This is a genomic window from Teichococcus aestuarii, from assembly GCF_042651065.1.
Classification (GTDB): Bacteria; Pseudomonadota; Alphaproteobacteria; order Acetobacterales; family Acetobacteraceae; genus Pseudoroseomonas; species Pseudoroseomonas aestuarii.
Genome location: NZ_JBHSCH010000001.1, coordinates 191,384 through 206,756 on the forward strand (window position 1 = coordinate 191,384; position 15,373 = coordinate 206,756).

General features: G+C 73.2%; 12 protein-coding genes. 4 read left to right on the top strand and 8 right to left on the bottom strand.

Annotated features, from left to right (window positions below; translation table 11 throughout):
- The first annotated feature begins 119 nt into the window (after positions 1-119).
- The 4 genes from dapD to ACFOY6_RS00885 all read left to right on the top strand — a co-directional run bounded on the left by dapD (position 120) and on the right by ACFOY6_RS00885 (position 4,329).
- The gene (dapD, locus tag ACFOY6_RS00870) at positions 120-947 is read left to right on the top strand and encodes a 2,3,4,5-tetrahydropyridine-2,6-dicarboxylate N-succinyltransferase (RefSeq protein ID WP_379648370.1); all 828 of its coding nucleotides are present in this window, start codon (positions 120-122) and stop codon (positions 945-947) included.
- A gap of 8 nt (positions 948-955) precedes the next feature.
- Positions 956-2,107 carry a succinyl-diaminopimelate desuccinylase gene (gene dapE / locus ACFOY6_RS00875; RefSeq protein WP_379648372.1) on the top strand — a complete coding sequence of 384 codons (1,152 nt, stop codon included), beginning with the start codon at positions 956-958 and terminating at the stop codon, positions 2,105-2,107.
- A gap of 134 nt (positions 2,108-2,241) precedes the next feature.
- A complete protein-coding gene (locus ACFOY6_RS00880) occupies positions 2,242-2,673 on the top strand; it encodes a hypothetical protein (RefSeq protein WP_109515427.1) in 432 nt (143 codons plus the stop codon).
- Positions 2,674-2,946: 273 nt separating this feature from the next.
- On the top strand, positions 2,947-4,329 hold the full coding sequence (locus ACFOY6_RS00885) for a PleD family two-component system response regulator (protein ID WP_109515428.1): 1,383 nt from the start codon (positions 2,947-2,949) through the stop codon (positions 4,327-4,329).
- 116 nt (positions 4,330-4,445) lie between these two features.
- On the opposite strand, the gene rpmG is transcribed toward ACFOY6_RS00885, so the two are convergent.
- From rpmG to ACFOY6_RS00925, 8 genes are all read right to left on the bottom strand, one after another.
- Positions 4,446-4,613: a 50S ribosomal protein L33 gene (rpmG, locus tag ACFOY6_RS00890; protein ID WP_076955738.1), complete on the bottom strand. Its 168-nt coding sequence runs from the start codon at positions 4,611-4,613 to the stop codon at positions 4,446-4,448.
- A gap of 176 nt (positions 4,614-4,789) precedes the next feature.
- Positions 4,790-6,340, bottom strand: a complete 1,551-nt coding sequence (locus ACFOY6_RS00895) for a S41 family peptidase (RefSeq protein ID WP_379648375.1) — start codon at positions 6,338-6,340, stop codon at positions 4,790-4,792.
- Positions 6,341-6,396: 56 nt separating this feature from the next.
- On the bottom strand, positions 6,397-8,607 hold the full coding sequence (gene rnr, locus ACFOY6_RS00900) for a ribonuclease R (protein ID WP_379648377.1): 2,211 nt from the start codon (positions 8,605-8,607) through the stop codon (positions 6,397-6,399).
- Between the two features lie 3 nt (positions 8,608-8,610).
- A complete protein-coding gene (gene topA / locus ACFOY6_RS00905) occupies positions 8,611-11,355 on the bottom strand; it encodes a type I DNA topoisomerase (RefSeq protein ID WP_379648379.1) in 2,745 nt (914 codons plus the stop codon).
- 59 nt (positions 11,356-11,414) lie between these two features.
- Entirely contained in the window at positions 11,415-12,527 is a 1,113-nt protein-coding gene (gene dprA, locus ACFOY6_RS00910; protein ID WP_379648381.1) for a DNA-processing protein DprA, read from the bottom strand.
- Positions 12,524-13,129 (bottom strand): glycerol-3-phosphate 1-O-acyltransferase PlsY, encoded by a 606-nt coding sequence (plsY, locus tag ACFOY6_RS00915; RefSeq protein ID WP_109515432.1) that lies wholly within the window; start codon positions 13,127-13,129, stop codon positions 12,524-12,526. The genes dprA and plsY overlap by 4 nt, the downstream gene beginning before the upstream one ends.
- Complete coding sequence (locus tag ACFOY6_RS00920; RefSeq protein ID WP_379648383.1) at positions 13,126-14,412, bottom strand: dihydroorotase; 1,287 nt, start codon at positions 14,410-14,412, stop codon at positions 13,126-13,128. Before ACFOY6_RS00920 ends, plsY begins: the two co-directional genes overlap by 4 nt.
- A gap of 8 nt (positions 14,413-14,420) precedes the next feature.
- Positions 14,421-15,365, bottom strand: coding sequence for an aspartate carbamoyltransferase catalytic subunit (locus ACFOY6_RS00925; RefSeq protein WP_379648385.1), 945 nt, complete (start codon positions 15,363-15,365; stop codon positions 14,421-14,423).
- Positions 15,366-15,373 lie beyond the last annotated feature (8 nt).

Consider the following 15,373-nt stretch of genomic DNA (forward strand, 5'->3'; position numbering starts at 1 on the left):
GGGGGCGCGGGGGAATTCCTTCCCCCGCCCGTTTCCTGGCGCCGTTGACAGGATGCAGCCCCCCTAGGATACCCGCCGGACGTCTTGTTCACGCGCCGACCGACCGGGGTAGACCGACCATGGACCTTTCCGCCACCATCGCCGCGCTGTGGGAGCGCCGCGCCGAGCTTTCCCCCGCCACGAAGGGCGCGGATCGCGACACGGTCGAATCCGCGCTGGCGCTGCTCGATTCCGGCCAGGCGCGCGTGGCGGAGCCGGACGGGCAGGGCGGCTGGCGCGTCAACCAGTGGCTGAAGCAGGCGGTGCTGCTCTCCTTCCGGCTGGAGGACAGCGCGCCGATGGGCGTCGGCATGACGGCCTATGACAAGGTGCCGCTGAAGTTCCAGGGCTGGGGCGACAACCAGTTCCGCGCCGCCGGCTTCCGTGCCGTGCCGGGCGCCGTGGTGCGCCGCTCGGCCTATATCGCCCGCGGCGTGGTGCTGATGCCCTCCTTCGTGAACCTCGGCGCCTATGTCGACGAGAACACGATGGTGGACACCTGGGCCACCATCGGCTCCTGCGCCCAGATCGGCAGGAACTGCCACATCTCCGGCGGCGCCGGCATCGGCGGCGTGCTGGAGCCGCTCCAGGCCAACCCGGTGGTGATCGGCGACAACTGCTTCGTCGGCGCCCGCTCCGAGGTGGCCGAGGGTGTCATCGTCGGCGAGGGCAGCGTGCTGTCGATGGGCGTGTTCCTCGGCGCCTCCACCAGGATCATCGACCGCGCCACGGGCGAGGTGTTCATGGGCCAGGTGCCGCCCTATTCGGTGGTGGTGCCGGGCAGCCTGCCGGGCCGCCCGCTGCCGGACGGCACGCCGGGCCCCAGCCTCTACTGCGCCGTCATCGTCAAGCGCGTGGACGCGCAGACGCGCAGCAAGACCTCGATCAACGAGCTGCTGCGCGACTGAGGCCGGCCATGGACCCGCTTCCGCTCCTGCAGGACCTGATCCGCTGCCCCAGCGTCACGCCGGCGGAGGGCGGGGCGCTCGGGGTGCTGGAGGCGGCGCTCGTGCCGCTCGGCTTCACCTGCACCCGGCTGCGCTTTGGCCCGGCCGAGGGCGGGGAGGGCGAGGCGGTGGAGAACCTCTTCGCCCGGCGCGGCAGCGGCGCGCCGCATCTCTGCTTCGCCGGCCATACCGACGTGGTGCCGCCCGGCGACCCGGCGCTCTGGACCACCGACCCCTTCGGCGCCGAGCTGCGCGACGGTCTGGTGATGGGCCGCGGCGCCACCGACATGAAGGGCGGCATCGCCGCCTGGATCGCCGCCATCGCCAGCCTGCCGCGCGAGCTGCCCGGCAGCCTCTCCCTGCTGATCACCGGCGACGAGGAAGGCCCCGCCCATTACGGCACGGTGAAGGTGCTGGAATGGATGGCGGAGCACGGCCACACGCCGGACATGTGTCTGGTGGGCGAGCCCACCAGCCGCGTGGTGCTGGGCGACACCATCAAGATCGGCCGGCGCGGCAGCATGAACGCGGCGGTCACGGTGCAGGGCACGCAGGGCCACAGCGCCTACCCGCAGCGCGCCGACAACCCGGTGCACCGGCTGGTGCGGGTGCTGCACCGGCTGACGGCGCAGCCGCTGGACGAGGGGAGCGAGTGGTTCGAGCCCTCCACCCTGCAGGTCACCAGCGTCGATGTCGGCAACCCGGCGACCAACGTCATCCCCGGCGCGGCGCGGGCGCGGCTGAACATCCGCTTCAACGACCACCACAGCAGCGCCTCGCTGACCGAGGCGCTGCACGCCGCGCTGCGCGCCGAGGAGGCGCGCTACGCGCTCGAGGTCTCCTGCTCGGGCGAGAGCTTCCTCACCGCGCCCGGCCCCTTCGTCGCGGCCCTGGTGGCGGCCGTGCGGGAGGCGGCGGGGGTGGAGCCGAGGCTCGACACGGGGGGTGGCACCTCCGATGCCCGATTCGTCGCCCGCTACTGCCCGGTGGCCGAGCTGGGCGCGGTCGGCGCCACCATGCACAAGGCCGATGAATCGACGCCGGTCGAGGAGCTGCGCCAGCTTTCCCGCCTCTACGCCGCCGTGATCCGCGCGCTGCTCGGCGTGGAGCGGGCGGTCTGACGCCGGCCGAGCGCCTGGGCGAGATCCTGTGCGGCCTGCGCGGCGCGCTGGATCTGGCGCGCGGCAGGCCGGAGGCGCTGCGGTGGTTCCCCACCACGCCCGCGGGGGCGCTGCGTTCCTTCTGGGCGGCGGCGGTGTGCCTGCCGGTCTTCCTGCTGCTGCGCCTGCTGCTGGAGCCGTTGATGCTGCTCACCCCGCGGGGCGTGGCGGCGGAGGGAATCGGCTACGTCCTCGCCTGGGCCGGCTATGCGCTGCTGTCCAGGCCCCTGGTGCGGATGCTGGGACGCGGCGCCGAATGGCCGCGCTTCCTGGCGGCGTGGAACTGGGCCACGGCCTTCCAGTACGCGCTGGTGCTGCTGCTCAGCCTGCTGGCGCTGCCATTGCCGGAGCCGGCGCAGGACCTGCTGAGCCTCTTCATCATCGGCTACACGCTGTGGCTGGAATGGTTCGTGGCCCGCCTGGCGCTGCATCTGCCGGGGCTGCCCGCGACGATCCTGGTCCTGCTCGATCTCGCCCTCAGCCTGTGCGTGACCACCCTGGTGGTGGGGCTTTCCTATCCGGGATAACCTCCCCTGGTTGTATTCGGCCCGCGACAATGCTCGCGACTTCGCGCATCTGTGCTATAGTTTCCGGCAAGCGCCGGCCGCGCGGAACCTGGAGCTCGACGCAGATTTTCCGCACGGATGGCACGATGGTCCTGCCCTGCCAGACAGGGCGGAACCGTCCCGAGGAGACAAGGCAGTGCTGGAAGGGCAGACGCCACGGTCGGGGACTGCGGAGTGGCCTCGCTTGCCGTGGCGTTGGCCTTCTTTCATCCGGTGCGTGGAGATAATGCCGGCATGAGTGCGCGTATTCTGGTCGTTGACGACATTGCCGCCAATCTCCGCCTGCTCGAGGCGCGGCTGAACGCAGAATATTACGAGGTCGCACTGGCATCCTCGGGGCCGGAGGCCCTCCGCCGCGCCGAGGACTGGCTGCCGGACGTCATCCTGCTTGACGTGATGATGCCGGGCATGGACGGGTATGAGGTCTGCCGCCGGCTCAAGGCCAATTCGGTCACGGCGCATATCCCGGTGGTGATGGTGACCGCCCTGGTGGACCCGGCGGAGCGTGTCCGCGGCCTGGAGGCGGGGGCGGACGACTTCCTCTCCAAGCCGGTGGACCACGCCACGCTGTTCGCGCGCCTGCGGGCGCTGCTGCGGGTGAAGCAGGTGCTGGACGCCTTCCGCCTGCGCGCCGAGACGGCGAACGACCTGGGCTTCGAGCCGCAGCCGCGCCCCTCGGACGACATCGCCGGCGCCGTGGTGCTGCTGGCCACCGACGACCCCAACGAGGCGGAACTGATCGGCGAGGTACTGACCGCCGCCGCGGTGAGCCTGCACCAGGCGCGGGACAGCGCCGAGGCCTGGACCATGCTGGGGCAGGGCGGCTTCGACGTGGCGCTGCTCAGCCTCTCGCTGGAAGGCGATTCCGGGCTGCGCCTGGCCTCCCGCCTGCGCGCGCAGGCCTCGACGCGCGACCTGCCGGTGATGCTCATCGCCGATGCCGACCAGCGGGCGCAGCTGCTGCGCGGCTTCGACCTCGGCGCCAACGACCATGTGTTCCGCCCCGTGGACCCGAACGAGCTGCGCGCGCGGCTGCGCAACCAGGTGCGCCGCAAGCGCTACCAGGAGCGGCTGCGCGCCGACCTGGACCGCTCCCTGGAGCTGGCGGTGACGGACAGCCTGACCGGGCTGCGCAACCGCCGCTACATCACCCGCCACCTGGAAGGGCTGCTGCGCGGCGGCCAGACGGCGCTGCTGCTGCTCGACGTCGACCGCTTCAAGGCGGTGAACGATACCTATGGCCACGCGGCGGGCGATGTCGTGCTGAAGGTGGTCGCGCGGCGGATGAAGGAGCATCTGCGCGCCGTGGACGTGCTGGCCCGGTTCGGCGGCGAGGAGTTCGTCGTCGCCATGGCCAGCGCCACCGAGGAGGAGGCGATGCAGGTGGCCGAGCGGCTGCGCGCCGCGATATCCGAGGAGACGGTGCTGCTGGAGAACGGGATGTCCCTGCGCGTCACCGTCAGCATCGGGGTGGCGCTGGCGCTGCCGGGGGAGGATTTGCCGCGGCTGACCGCCGCCGCCGACGCGGCGCTCTACCGCGCCAAGGCGAATGGACGGGACCGGGTGGAACTGGCCAAGGGCGAGGACCACCACGCCTGCGATATCGGCGCCGCCTGACGGCGCCAGGGCAGGGGCCGCCCAAAGCAGCAAGGCCGCGCCCGGAGCCGGACGCGGCCTTGCCTCGATTCATCGGTCACCCGGCCCGAGGCAAGGCGCCCCGGGCCAGGGCGGACTTACTTGATCTTGGACTCCCGGAACGCGACGTGCTTGCGGGCGACGGGATCGTACTTCCGCATCTCCATCTTGCCCGTCGTGTTGCGGGTGTTCTTCTTGGTCACATAGAAGTAGCCGGTGTCAGCGGTGCTGACGAGCTTGATCAGGATGGTGTTCGACTTGGCCATGACGATCTTCCGTGGGCGCGGGGCGCACCGCTAGCAGGGGCGCCATCCGCCGGGCGGCACGTGGCCGCGCGCCCGGGTGCGACGCGAGAGGCCGCAACCTAGCCATCTGGCCGCTCCAGTCAAGAGGAAGGTGGGATTCGGCGCCCGCCCCGGCGCCGGCTGAGGGGTCCAGGGGCTCATGGGTTGAGGGCGGTGCGGTAGGCGGCGGGGTTGTCGATCAGCGCGCGGGCGGCCTGCTGGTCCAGGTCGCGCTCCTCGGCCGGCGGGCAGGCGGCGCGCAGCGCCACCACCTCGCTGGCCGGCACGGGGGCGCGGGCGCGGCGGGCGCGGTCCAGCACCGGCTGCATGGGCGAGGCGCCCTGGCCAAGCTGCTGCAGCGCCTGCTGGGTGGCTTCCAGGCCCAGGCTGGTGCACAGCGCCGGAATCACCCCCAGCCCCTGCACCGGCCAGCCCAGCGGCGCCAGCACGCGCGACCAGGAGATCAGCACCTCCGCCCCGTTCGGCAGCGGCACCACGATCTGGATCAGCCCCTTGCCCAGCGTGGCGCTGCCCACCACCACGGCACGCCCGCGGTCGCCCAGCGCGGCGGCCACGATCTCGGCGGCCGAGGCGGTGCGGCCATCCACCAGCACCACCACGGGGCGGGATTGCGCTAGGTCGCTGCCGCCGGCCTGCCACACCCGGCGGGCATCGGGGTGGCGCCCGGCGCTCTGCGCCACCACGCCGCTGTTGAGGAAGGCGTCGGCCACGCCCATCGCCTGGGTCAGGATGCCGCCACGGTTGCCACGCAGGTCCAGCACCACGCCGCGCGGCGGGCCCGGCGCCGCGAAGGCGTTGTTCAGCGCCTCGGCCAGCTGCTCGGTGGTGACGGCGGAGAAGACGCTGATGCGGGCCCACAGGATGCCGTCCAGCACATCCGTGCGCAGGCTGCGCAGCACCTCGCTTGGGCGGCGCAGCACCAGGGTCAGGCGCTGGTTGCCCCGCCGCAGGCTGAGCCGCACCTGCGTGTCGGGCGGCCCCTCCAGCAGCTCCGCGGCCTGGGTGATGCGCCGGGCGGAGACGGGAATGCCGTCGATCGCCAGCAGCGTGTCGCCCTCGCGCAGCCCGGCGCGGCGCGCCTCCCCCTCCGCCTCCAGCGCGGCGACGACGACGCTGCCGCGCGGCCCGCTGGCCACCCGCAGCCCGAGGCCGGACTGGCCCACCCGGCGTTGCCGCGCCTCCCAGGCTTCCTCGGCGGTGATGTAGCGGCTGTAGGGGTCGAGATGGTTGAACACCTCGTCGAACCCCGCCTGGATCAGCCGCTCCATCCCGGCGCGGCGCAGCTGCGGCGAATGCGCCCAGGCCTGGGCGTAAAGGCGGGAGAGGGTTTCCCCGAGCTGCTCGGCCGGTTCGCGCGCGGCCAGGTCGGGCCGCCCCTGCGGCGCCAGGGCCGAGCTGGGCAGCGGCGCCTCGGCCAGCAGGGCGCCGCCCAGATACAGCCGCAGCAGCCCGCCCTGCACCTCGGCGGTGAGGCCGGTATCCACCGCCCCCAGCCCGCGCAGCGACCACAGCGCCATCTCCTCCGGCGCCGCGACTTCCAGATGGCGCTCGATGATGGCCTCGAACGCCTCCCGCAGCACCACGCGGGTGAGGCTGCGGGAGAAGCCGGTCTCGGCCTGGGCCAGGGCGAGGCCGGGCGCCAGCGGCCCGGCCAGCAACAGGGCGAGGGCCAGCAGCCGCGCCAGCATCCGGGCGTGGAGGGCGGTGGCCCGCCCGTGGCATGGCAGGGGCGGGGTGGCGATGGCTAGCGCGGCCTGGCTCCGCGCGCCGGCGGCTTGCCGGGGGTGCCCTTGGGCGGCCCGCGCCGGATGCGGCTGCGGCGGGCGCCCGGCACCGGCGGGGTGGCACCGAGCAGCTCGAACACCAGGCCGCCGGTCAGCGGCATCGCCTCGGCTAGGCGCACCTCCACGGGCTGTCCCAGGCTGAAGGACAGGCGCGTGTGGCGGCCGGAAAGCCGGCGCGCGGCTTCCTCGTAGGTCCATTGATCGTCCGGCAGGGATGAGGACGGCACGAGTCCCCCCGCGCCGTTCTCCGTGAGCGTGACGAACAGGCCGAAGCGTGTCACCCCCGAAATCCGCGCCTCGAACATGCCGCCGACGCGGGACGCCATGTGCAGCGTCAGGTAGCGCTCCACCGCCTCGCGCTCGGCGGCGGCGGCGCGGCGCTCGGTGCGGGTGATGTGCTCCGCCGTGTCCGGCAGGCGGGCCGTCTCCGCCTCCTCCAGCCCGCCCTCGCCGAGCTTCAGGCCGCGCACCAGGGCGCGGTGGACGACGAGATCGGCGTAGCGGCGGATCGGGCTGGTGAAATGCGCGTAGCGGGCGAGCGCCAGGCCGAAATGCCCGGCATTGTCCGGCGCGTACTCGGCCTGGGACTGGGCGCGCAGCACCGTCTCGTGCACCAGCCGTGCCTCGGGCCGCTCCGCCACCTGATCGAGCAGGCGGGCGAAGTCGCGCGGGTGGATCCGGTCGGAAGCGGGCAGGCCGAGCTCCATGGCCTCGAGGAACTGGCGCAGCGCCTCCAGCTTCTCGTCGGAGGGGCGCTCATGCACGCGGTAGAGCAGGGGCTGGTGGCGGCGCTCCAGCTCCTCCGCCGCGCAGACATTGGCGGCCACCATGAATTCCTCGATCAGCCGGTGGGAATCGAGGCGCTGGCGCGGCACCACGTCGCGCACCGTGCCATCCCCGGCCAGCAGAACGCGGCGCTCGGGCAGGTCGAGGTCCAGCGTGCCGCGCCGCTCGCGCGCCGCCGCCAGGGCGGCGTAGGCGCCATACAGCGCGTCGATCTCGGCCATGGGCAGGGCGGCGTCGGTGGCCGTCCGGCTGGCCTGCACCTGCTCGTAGGTGAGGCGGGCGAGGGAGCGCATCAGCCCGCGGCCGAAGCGGTGGCCGGTCTTCTGGCCCTGGGCGTCGAAGGTCATCTCGACGAAGAGACAGCCGCGCTCCTCGCCCGGGCGCAGGCTGCACAGCCCGTTGGAGAGCGCCTCGGGCAGCATCGGCACGACGCGGTCGGGGAAATAGACGCTGTTGCCGCGCTCCCAGGCGGCGCCGTCGAGCGCGCTGCCGGGGCGGACGTAGTGCGCCACATCGGCGATGGCCACCACCACGCGCCAGCCGCCGCCCTCGGCGGTGGCCCAGACGGCGTCGTCGAAATCCCGCGCATCCTCGCCGTCGATCGTCACCAGCGGCAGCGCGCGCAGATCCTCGCGGCCTTCCGCGCCCACGGGGCGGGCGCGCTCCGCCTCGGCCAGCGCGCCGGGCGGGAAGGCCTCCGGGATGCGGTGGGCGTGGATGCAGAGCATCGAGACGGCGCGCGGCGCGTCGAGCGGCCCCAGCCGCTCGGTCACCCGCGCCGGGCGCAGGCCGAGCGGGCTGCCGGGCAGCGCCTCGGCCAGCACCAGCTCGCCGGGCTCGGCGCCCAGGCTGTCCGCGGGCGCCACGCTCCATTCCTGGCGCTGGCGGCGGTCGGTGGGCTGGATGCGCCCCTCCTGGTAGACGCCCAGGATGCGCGCCGGGCCGCCGCCGATGCGCTTGAAGGTGCGGCCCTCGTAGCGCCCGCCGCCCAGCGGCTTCACCCGCGCCAGGATGCGCTCGCCGGGGGCCAGGGCGGGCTGGCCGGGGCGCTCGGGGCGCATCAGCACGAGCGGCGGGCGGCCGCGGCCCTCCCAGCGGATCGGGCGGGCGAGGGGCTCGCCATCGGCATCGGTGCCGAACACCTCCAGCGGCACCATCTCGGGCAGGGCGCCACCCCCGGCGGGGCGGGCGCCGGCCTCGGGCACCCAGCCCTCCTCCTCCAGCGCCTTCATCAGCGCGCGCAGGGCCGGGCGCTGCTCCACGCCCAGCCCGAAATGCCGGGCGATCTCGCTCTTGCCCACGCGGCCGCTTGCCTCCCGCAGGAAGCGCCGCAGCGCCTCACGCGAGGGAAGCTCCGGGCCGGGCGCCGCGTCCTCGCCCGGCACCGGTCAGGCCTTCGCCTTGGCGGCGGCCTTCTTCGCCGGAGCCTTGGCCGTGCTGGCCTTCGCCGTGCCGGTCTTGGTCGTGCCGGCCTTCGCCGCGGCGGCCTTGGGCTTGGCCGCGGCCTTCTTAGCCGGCGCCTTGGGCTTCGCCTCGGCCGTGGCCTCCTCGGCGGCCGCCTTCTTCGGCGCGGCCTTCTTCGCGCCCTTCTTGGCGCCGAGCGGCGGCAGCTTCTTGCCCTTCTCGGCCAGCAGCGCCACCGCCTGGTCGAGGGTGATCTCCTCCATCGTCAGGTTGCGCGGCAGGCTCGCCACCATGCCGGCATGCTGCGCGAAGGGCCCGAAGCGGCCGCGCTTGATCTCCACCGGCTCGCCATCCTTCGGGTGCGCGCCCATGGAGCGGACCTTGGCCTTGGCATCGGCCAGCAGCGCCACGGCGCGGTTGATGCCGACGGTCAGCACGTCGTCATCCTTGTCCAGCGACTTGTAGATGCTGCCCATCTTCACATAGGGGCCGAAGCGCCCGATGGCGGCCGAGATCTCCTCGCCCGTCTCGGGGTGGAGGCCCACGATGCGCGGCAGGGCGAGCAGGGCGAGCGCCCGGTCGAGATCGAGCGAATCCGGGTCCATGCCGCGCGCCAGGCTGGCGCGCTTGGGCTTGGTCGGCTTGCCCTTGGCATCGGTGCCGCCCTCGCCGAGCTGGACGTAGAGGCCGTAGGGCCCGCGCCGCAGCGTCACCGGCGCGCCGCTCACCGGATCGGTGCCCAGCTCCTTGATGCCGCCGGCCAGCGCCGCCTCGCCTTCCGGCTCGTTGCCGGGCACGCTGAGCGGGCGGGTGTGGCGGCACTCGGGGTAGTTGGAGCAGCCAATGAAGGCGCCATTGCGCCCGAGCCGCAGCCCGAGCCGGCCATTGCCGCAGGCCGGGCAGGCGCGCGGGTCGCCGCCATCGGCCGGCTGGGGGAAGAAGTGCGGCCCCAGCTCCTCGTCCAGCGCGTCGATCACGGCGCTGATCGTCAGGTCCTTGGTGGCGCCGATGGCGGCGTTGAAATCCTCCCAGAAGGCGCGCATCACCGCGCGCCAGTCGGCCCGCCCGCCGGAGATGTCGTCGAGCTTCTCCTCCATGCTGGCGGTGAAGTTGCTGTCCACGTAGCGCTCGAAGAAGTTCACCAGGAAGGCGGTGACCAGCCGGCCACGGTCCTCCGGCACGAAGCGCCGCTTGTCGATCTTCACGTAGTCGCGGTCCTGCAGCGTCTGCAGGATGGAGGCGTAGGTGGAGGGGCGGCCGATGCCGAGCTCCTCCATCTTCTTCACCAGGCTGGCCTCCGAGTAGCGTGGCGGCGGCTGGGTGAAGTGCTGGTCGGCGTTCGCCGCGGTCAGCCTGGTGGGGTCCTTCTCCCGCATGGGCGGCAGGGTGCGGGTATCGTCCTCCTCGCCGGAGGTGGCGCCGGCGGGGGCGTCGTCCACATCCTCGCGGTACAGCTTCAGGAAGCCGTCGAAGGCGATGACGCTGCCGGTGGCGCGCAGCCGGGTCTGGCCGCTGGGCTCGGCCAGGTCCACCGCCGTCTGGTCCAGCTCGGCGGACTGCATCTGGCTGGCCACCGCCCGCTTCCACACCAGCTCGTAGAGGCGGCGCTGCTCGGGCGTCAGGAAGCGCGCCACCTGCTCCGGCGTGCGGCGCACATCGGTGGGGCGGATCGCCTCGTGCGCCTCCTGGGCATTCTTGGCCTTGGAGGAATACTCGCGCGGCGCGGCGGGGATGTAGTCGGGGCCGAAGCTCTCCTTCACATGGTCGCGGATGGCGAACATCGCCTCCCGCGCCATCTGCACGCCATCCGTCCGCATGTAGGTGATGAGGCCGACCGTCTCGCCCTGGATGTCCACGCCCTCATAGAGCTGCTGGGCCTGGCGCATGGTCTGCTGCGCGCCGAAGCCAAGCTTGCGGGAGGCCTCCTGCTGCAGGGTGGAGGTGGTGAAGGGCGGCGGCGGGTTGCGCCGCACCCGCCGCTTCTCGACGCTGGCGACGCTGAAGCTGCCGGCCTCCACCGCGGCCTTGGCGCGGAGCGCGCGGGCCTCGTCCGGCAGGTCGAACTGCTCGAGCTTCCGCCCGTCCAGATGCGTCAGCCGGGCGGTGAAGGGGGCGGAGCTGGCGGTGAGGAAGCGGCCCTCCACCGTCCAGTACTCGCGCGCCTTGAACACCTCGATCTCGGCTTCCCGCTCGCAGATGAGGCGCAGCGCGACCGACTGCACGCGCCCGGCCGAGCGGCTGCCCGGCAGCTTGCGCCACAGCACGGGGGAGAGGGTGAAGCCCACCAGATAGTCCAGCGCGCGCCGGGCCAGGTAGGCCTCGATCAGCGGCGTGTCCAGGTCGCGCGGATGCGCCAGGGCGTGCTGCACCGCCCGCTTGGTGATCTCGTTGAAGGTGATGCGGTGCACCTGGACGCCGCGCAGCGCGCCCTTCTCCCGCAGCATCTCCTGCACGTGCCAGGAGATCGCCTCGCCCTCTCGGTCGGGGTCGGTGGCGAGGTAGAGGTTGCGGGCACCCTTCACCGCCTTGGCGATGGCGGCGACCTGCCTCTCGCCCCGGTCCTCGGCGGACCAGTCCATGGCGAAATCCTCGTCCGGCCGGACGCTGCCATCCTTGGCCGGCAGGTCGCGGACATGGCCGAAGCTCGCCAGCACCGTGAAGTCCTGGCCCAGATACTTGTTGATGGTCTTCGCCTTGGCCGGCGATTCGACGACGACGACGTCGGTCATGGCAGGTGTGCTGCGCTCTCTCTGGCCACCTGGGGCGGCGTTCTGGTCAGGCGTTGTCTCTACCGTAATCCGCTGCGGACCACGCGGTTGCCCGGCAGGGCTTCTATACGTCCCTCCAGCTCCAGATCGAGCAGGATTGCTTGCACCGCAGCAGGGGAGAGGTGGCAGCGTCGCAGCAACTCGTCAACCACAACTGGTGCTGCTCCTATTAAATCAAGGACTTGCGCCATCTCTGCGGGAAGCGCCGCGGGGTCGGGGCCGGGCGCGGCCGGGTGCGCGGGGGCGCGGGCGGGGCGGAACAGGGGGGCCGCGCGCGGCGCCTCGGGCAGATTCTCCAGCACGTCCTCCGCCCGCTCGACGAGGTGCGCGCCCTGGCGCAGCAGGTCGTTGGAGCCGGCGCAGCGCGGGTCGAGCGGGCTGCCGGGCACGGCGAACACCTCGCGCCCCGCCTCCAGCGCCAGCCGCGCCGTCATCAGCGTGCCGGAGCGATAGGCCGCCTCCACCACCACCACGCCCAGGCTGAGGCCGGCGATGATGCGGTTGCGGCGCGGGAAGTGCCGGGCGATGGGCGCCGTGCCGAGCGGCGCCTCGGCCACCACGGCGCCGCGCTCGGCGATCAGCCCCTGCAGCTCCAGGTGCTCGGGCGGGTAGGGCACGTCCAGCCCGCCGGGAATGACGGCGATGGTGGCGCCCGCCCGCAGCGCGCCTCGGTGCGCCGCGCCGTCGATGCCACGCGCCAGGCCGGAGGTGACGGTGATGCCGGCGGCGGCCAGCGCCTCGGCCAGTTCCTCCGCCATGCGGCGGCCAAGGCCGGAGCTGTTGCGCGCCCCCACCAGCGCCACCTGCGGCGCCAGCAGCAGCGCCGGGTCCCCCACCACGGCCAGCGCCGGCGGCGCGTCCGGCAACAGCGCCAGGAGAGGGGGATAATCCTCATCGCCCAGGAACAGGAAGCGGCCGCCCATCTCGGCCACCGCCGCCATCTCCCGCGCCACGGCGGCCTCCGGCGCGGGGCGGTAGGGGGTGCCGCCGCGCGCCGGCAGGCCGGGCACCGCCGCCAGCGCGGCGGCGCCGGAGCCGTGCCGGGCCAGCAGCTTCTGGAAGGCGATGGGGCCGATCCCCTCGGTGCGCGCCAGCCGCAGCAGGGCCAGCGCCTCGGCCGCGTTCCGCGTCACTGGTTGTTCTGGCTCTTGTTCTTCTGGCCGATGCGCGGCTCGGTGCCGGCCAGCAGGCGGCGGATGTTGTCCTGGTGGCGCCAGATGATCAGCAGCGCCAGCACCAGCGCGAAGCCGGCCAGCCGCAGGTCGCCCGAGAGCAGCGCCACCAGCGGCGCCGCGGCGCAGGCGGTGAGCGCCGAGGCGGAGGAGATGCGCGTCACCTTCGCCATGACGAACCACAGCACGGCGCAGGCCAGCCCCACCCACCAGGCGGCGGCGAGCAGCACCCCGGCGCCGGTGGCGACGCCCTTGCCGCCCTTGAAGCCCAGCCAGACAGGAAAGATGTGGCCCAGCAGCGCCGCCAGCCCGGCCACCAGCCCGGCATCGCGGCCCCACAGCGCTCCCAGCGCCAGCACCGGCACCACGCCCTTCAGCGCATCCAGCAGCAGCGTCGCCGCCGCCACCTTCTTGTTGCCGGTGCGCAGCACGTTGGTGGCGCCGATGTTGCCGCTGCCGATCTGGCGGATGTCGCCGAGCCCTGCCGCGCGGGTCAGCAGCAGCCCGTAGGGCACGGAGCCGGAGAGGTAGCCGAGCAGCGCGGCGGCGAGCAGCAGGCTCATCCGAACACCCGCCGCCCGGCCTTCCAGGTGCCCAGCACCCGGCCTTCCAGCGCCCGTCCGTCGAAGGGCGAGTTCTGCGCCTTGCCGGGCAGCTTGCCGGCCTCGACCTTCCAGGCCCGCTCGGGGTCGAGCAGCAGCAGGTCGGCCGGCGCGCCGCGCTCAAGCCGGCCCACCGGCAGGCCGAGCAGGGCGGCGGGGCGGCAGGTCAGCAGGGCCAGGGCCTGGAGCAGCGTCAGGTCGCCGCCATGCACGCGGGAGAGGGTGATGCCGAGCAGCGTGGCCAGCCCCGTGCCGCCGGCCGAGGCCTGGGCGAAAGGCAGGCGCTTGTCGTCGGCATCGGCCGGCTGGTGGTCGGAGGCGATGGCATCGATCGTGCCGTCGGCCAGGGCCGCCACCACGGCCAGCCGGTCCGCCTCCCGCCGCAGGGGCGGGGAGAGCTTGGCGTAGGTGCGGAAATCGCCGATCGCCGTCTCGTTCAGGTCGAAATAGGGCGGCGCGGTGTCGCAGGTGACGCGCAGCCCCTCGGCCTTGGCGGCCCGGATCAGGTCGAGCGCCGCGCCGGTGGAGACATGAGCGAAGTGGACATGGCCGCCGGTGATGCGGGCCAGCGCGATGTCGCGCGCCACCATGATGGCCTCGGCCGCGGGGGGGATGCCGGCGAGGCCGAGCCGGGTGGCCAGCTCGCCCTCGGTGGCGACGCCGCCGCGTGCCAGGGAAGGCTCCTCCGGGTGCTGCACCACGAAGCTGCCGAAGGCGCGGGCATAGGAGAGGGCGATGCGCATGGTGCGCGCGCTGCCGATGGCGTGGCGCCCGTCGCTGAAGGCGATGGCGCCGGCCTCGCGCAGCAGGCCGTATTCCGAGATCTCCTGGCCGGCGCAACCCTTGGTGGCGGCGCCATAGGGCAGGATGGAGAGGCTGCCGGTGGCCTCGCCCCGGCGCAGGATGAACTGCAGCAGGGCGGCGTCGTCCAGCGCCGGCTGGGTGTCGGGCAGGGCGCAGAGGGTGGTGATGCCGCCCGCCGCCGCCGCCAGCGCCGCGCTCTCGATGGTCTCGCGATATTCCGCGCCGGGCTCGCCCAGGGCGGCGCGCATGTCGACCAGCCCCGGCGCCAGCACGGCGCCGCCGCAATCGATGGTCTCGGCCCCCTCCGGGTTGCCGAGCGCGCCACCATGATCGGCGATGACGCCGCGGCTGACCAGCAGGCTGCCCGGCGCATCCAGCCCCGAGGCGGGGTCGATCAGGCGGGCGTTGATGAACAGCGTGTCGCGGGGGGTGTCGTGCATGGGGGCGGTCACAGCCGGGCGTTCCGGCGCATGTTGCGCGAGAGGATGTCGAGCACCGCCATGCGGACGGCGACGCCCATCTCCACCTGCTCGCCGATGACGCTGCGCGCCGGGTCGTCGGCAATGGCGCTGTCGATCTCGACGCCGCGATTCATCGGGCCGGGGTGCATGACGATGGCATCCGGCTTCGCATGCGCCAGCTTGGCGGCATCGAGCCCGTAGAAGCGGAAGAACTCCCGCGCCGAGGGCACCAGCCCGCCGGCCATGCGCTCCTTCTGCAGGCGCAGCATCATCACCACGTCGGCGTCGCGCAGGCCGGCCTTCATGTCGTGGAACACCTCGACGCCCATCCGCGCCGCCTCGGCCGGGATCAGCGTCGGCGGCCCCACCACGCGCACCCGGCAGTTCATGGCGCTGAGCAGGTGGATGTTGCTGCGCGCCACCCGGCTGTGCAGCACGTCGCCGCAGATGGCGACGGTGAGGTTCTCCAGCCGGCCCTTGCGGCGGCGGATGGTCAGCGCGTCGAGCAGCGCCTGGGTCGGGTGCTCGTGCGTGCCGTCGCCGGCGTTGATCACCGCGGCATCGACCTTCTGGCTCAGCAGGGCGGGCGCGCCGGACTGCGCGTGGCGCACCACCAGCAGGTCGCAATGCATGGCGTTCAGGGTGGAGGCGGTGTCGAGCAGCGTCTCCCCCTTGTTCACGCTGGACTGGCTGACGGACATGTTGATCACGTCCGCGCCCAGCCGCTTGCCCGCCAGCTCGAAGCTGGTGCGGGTGCGGGTGCTGTCCTCGAAGAACAGGTTGATCAGCGTCTGGCCCTTGAGCAGGTCGCGCTGGGTCTTCCCGCTGCGGTTGAGCAGGGCATAGGATTCCGCCAGATCCAGGAGATCGGCGATATAGGGCGGCTCCAGCCCTTGCAGGGCCAGGAGGTGCCGGTGAGGAAAGGGCAGCATGCGGGACC

Excerpts from the sequence above, each read along its gene's own strand:
- dapE (WP_379648372.1), top strand. The coding sequence starts at position 956 with ATGGACCCGCTTCCGCTCCTGCAGGACCTGATCCGCTGCCCCAGCGTC.
- ACFOY6_RS00925 (WP_379648385.1), bottom strand. The coding sequence starts at position 15,365 with ATGCTGCCCTTTCCTCACCGGCACCTCCTGGCCCTGCAAGGGCTGGAG.
- rpmG (WP_076955738.1), bottom strand. The coding sequence starts at position 4,613 with ATGGCCAAGTCGAACACCATCCTGATCAAGCTCGTCAGCACCGCTGAC.
- plsY (WP_109515432.1), bottom strand. The coding sequence starts at position 13,129 with ATGAGCCTGCTGCTCGCCGCCGCGCTGCTCGGCTACCTCTCCGGCTCC.
- topA (WP_379648379.1), bottom strand. The coding sequence starts at position 11,355 with ATGACCGACGTCGTCGTCGTCGAATCGCCGGCCAAGGCGAAGACCATC.
- ACFOY6_RS00920 (WP_379648383.1), bottom strand. The coding sequence starts at position 14,412 with ATGCACGACACCCCCCGCGACACGCTGTTCATCAACGCCCGCCTGATC.
- ACFOY6_RS00895 (WP_379648375.1), bottom strand. The coding sequence starts at position 6,340 with ATGCTGGCGCGGCTGCTGGCCCTCGCCCTGTTGCTGGCCGGGCCGCTG.
- ACFOY6_RS00885 (WP_109515428.1), top strand. The coding sequence starts at position 2,947 with ATGAGTGCGCGTATTCTGGTCGTTGACGACATTGCCGCCAATCTCCGC.
- dapD (WP_379648370.1), top strand. The coding sequence starts at position 120 with ATGGACCTTTCCGCCACCATCGCCGCGCTGTGGGAGCGCCGCGCCGAG.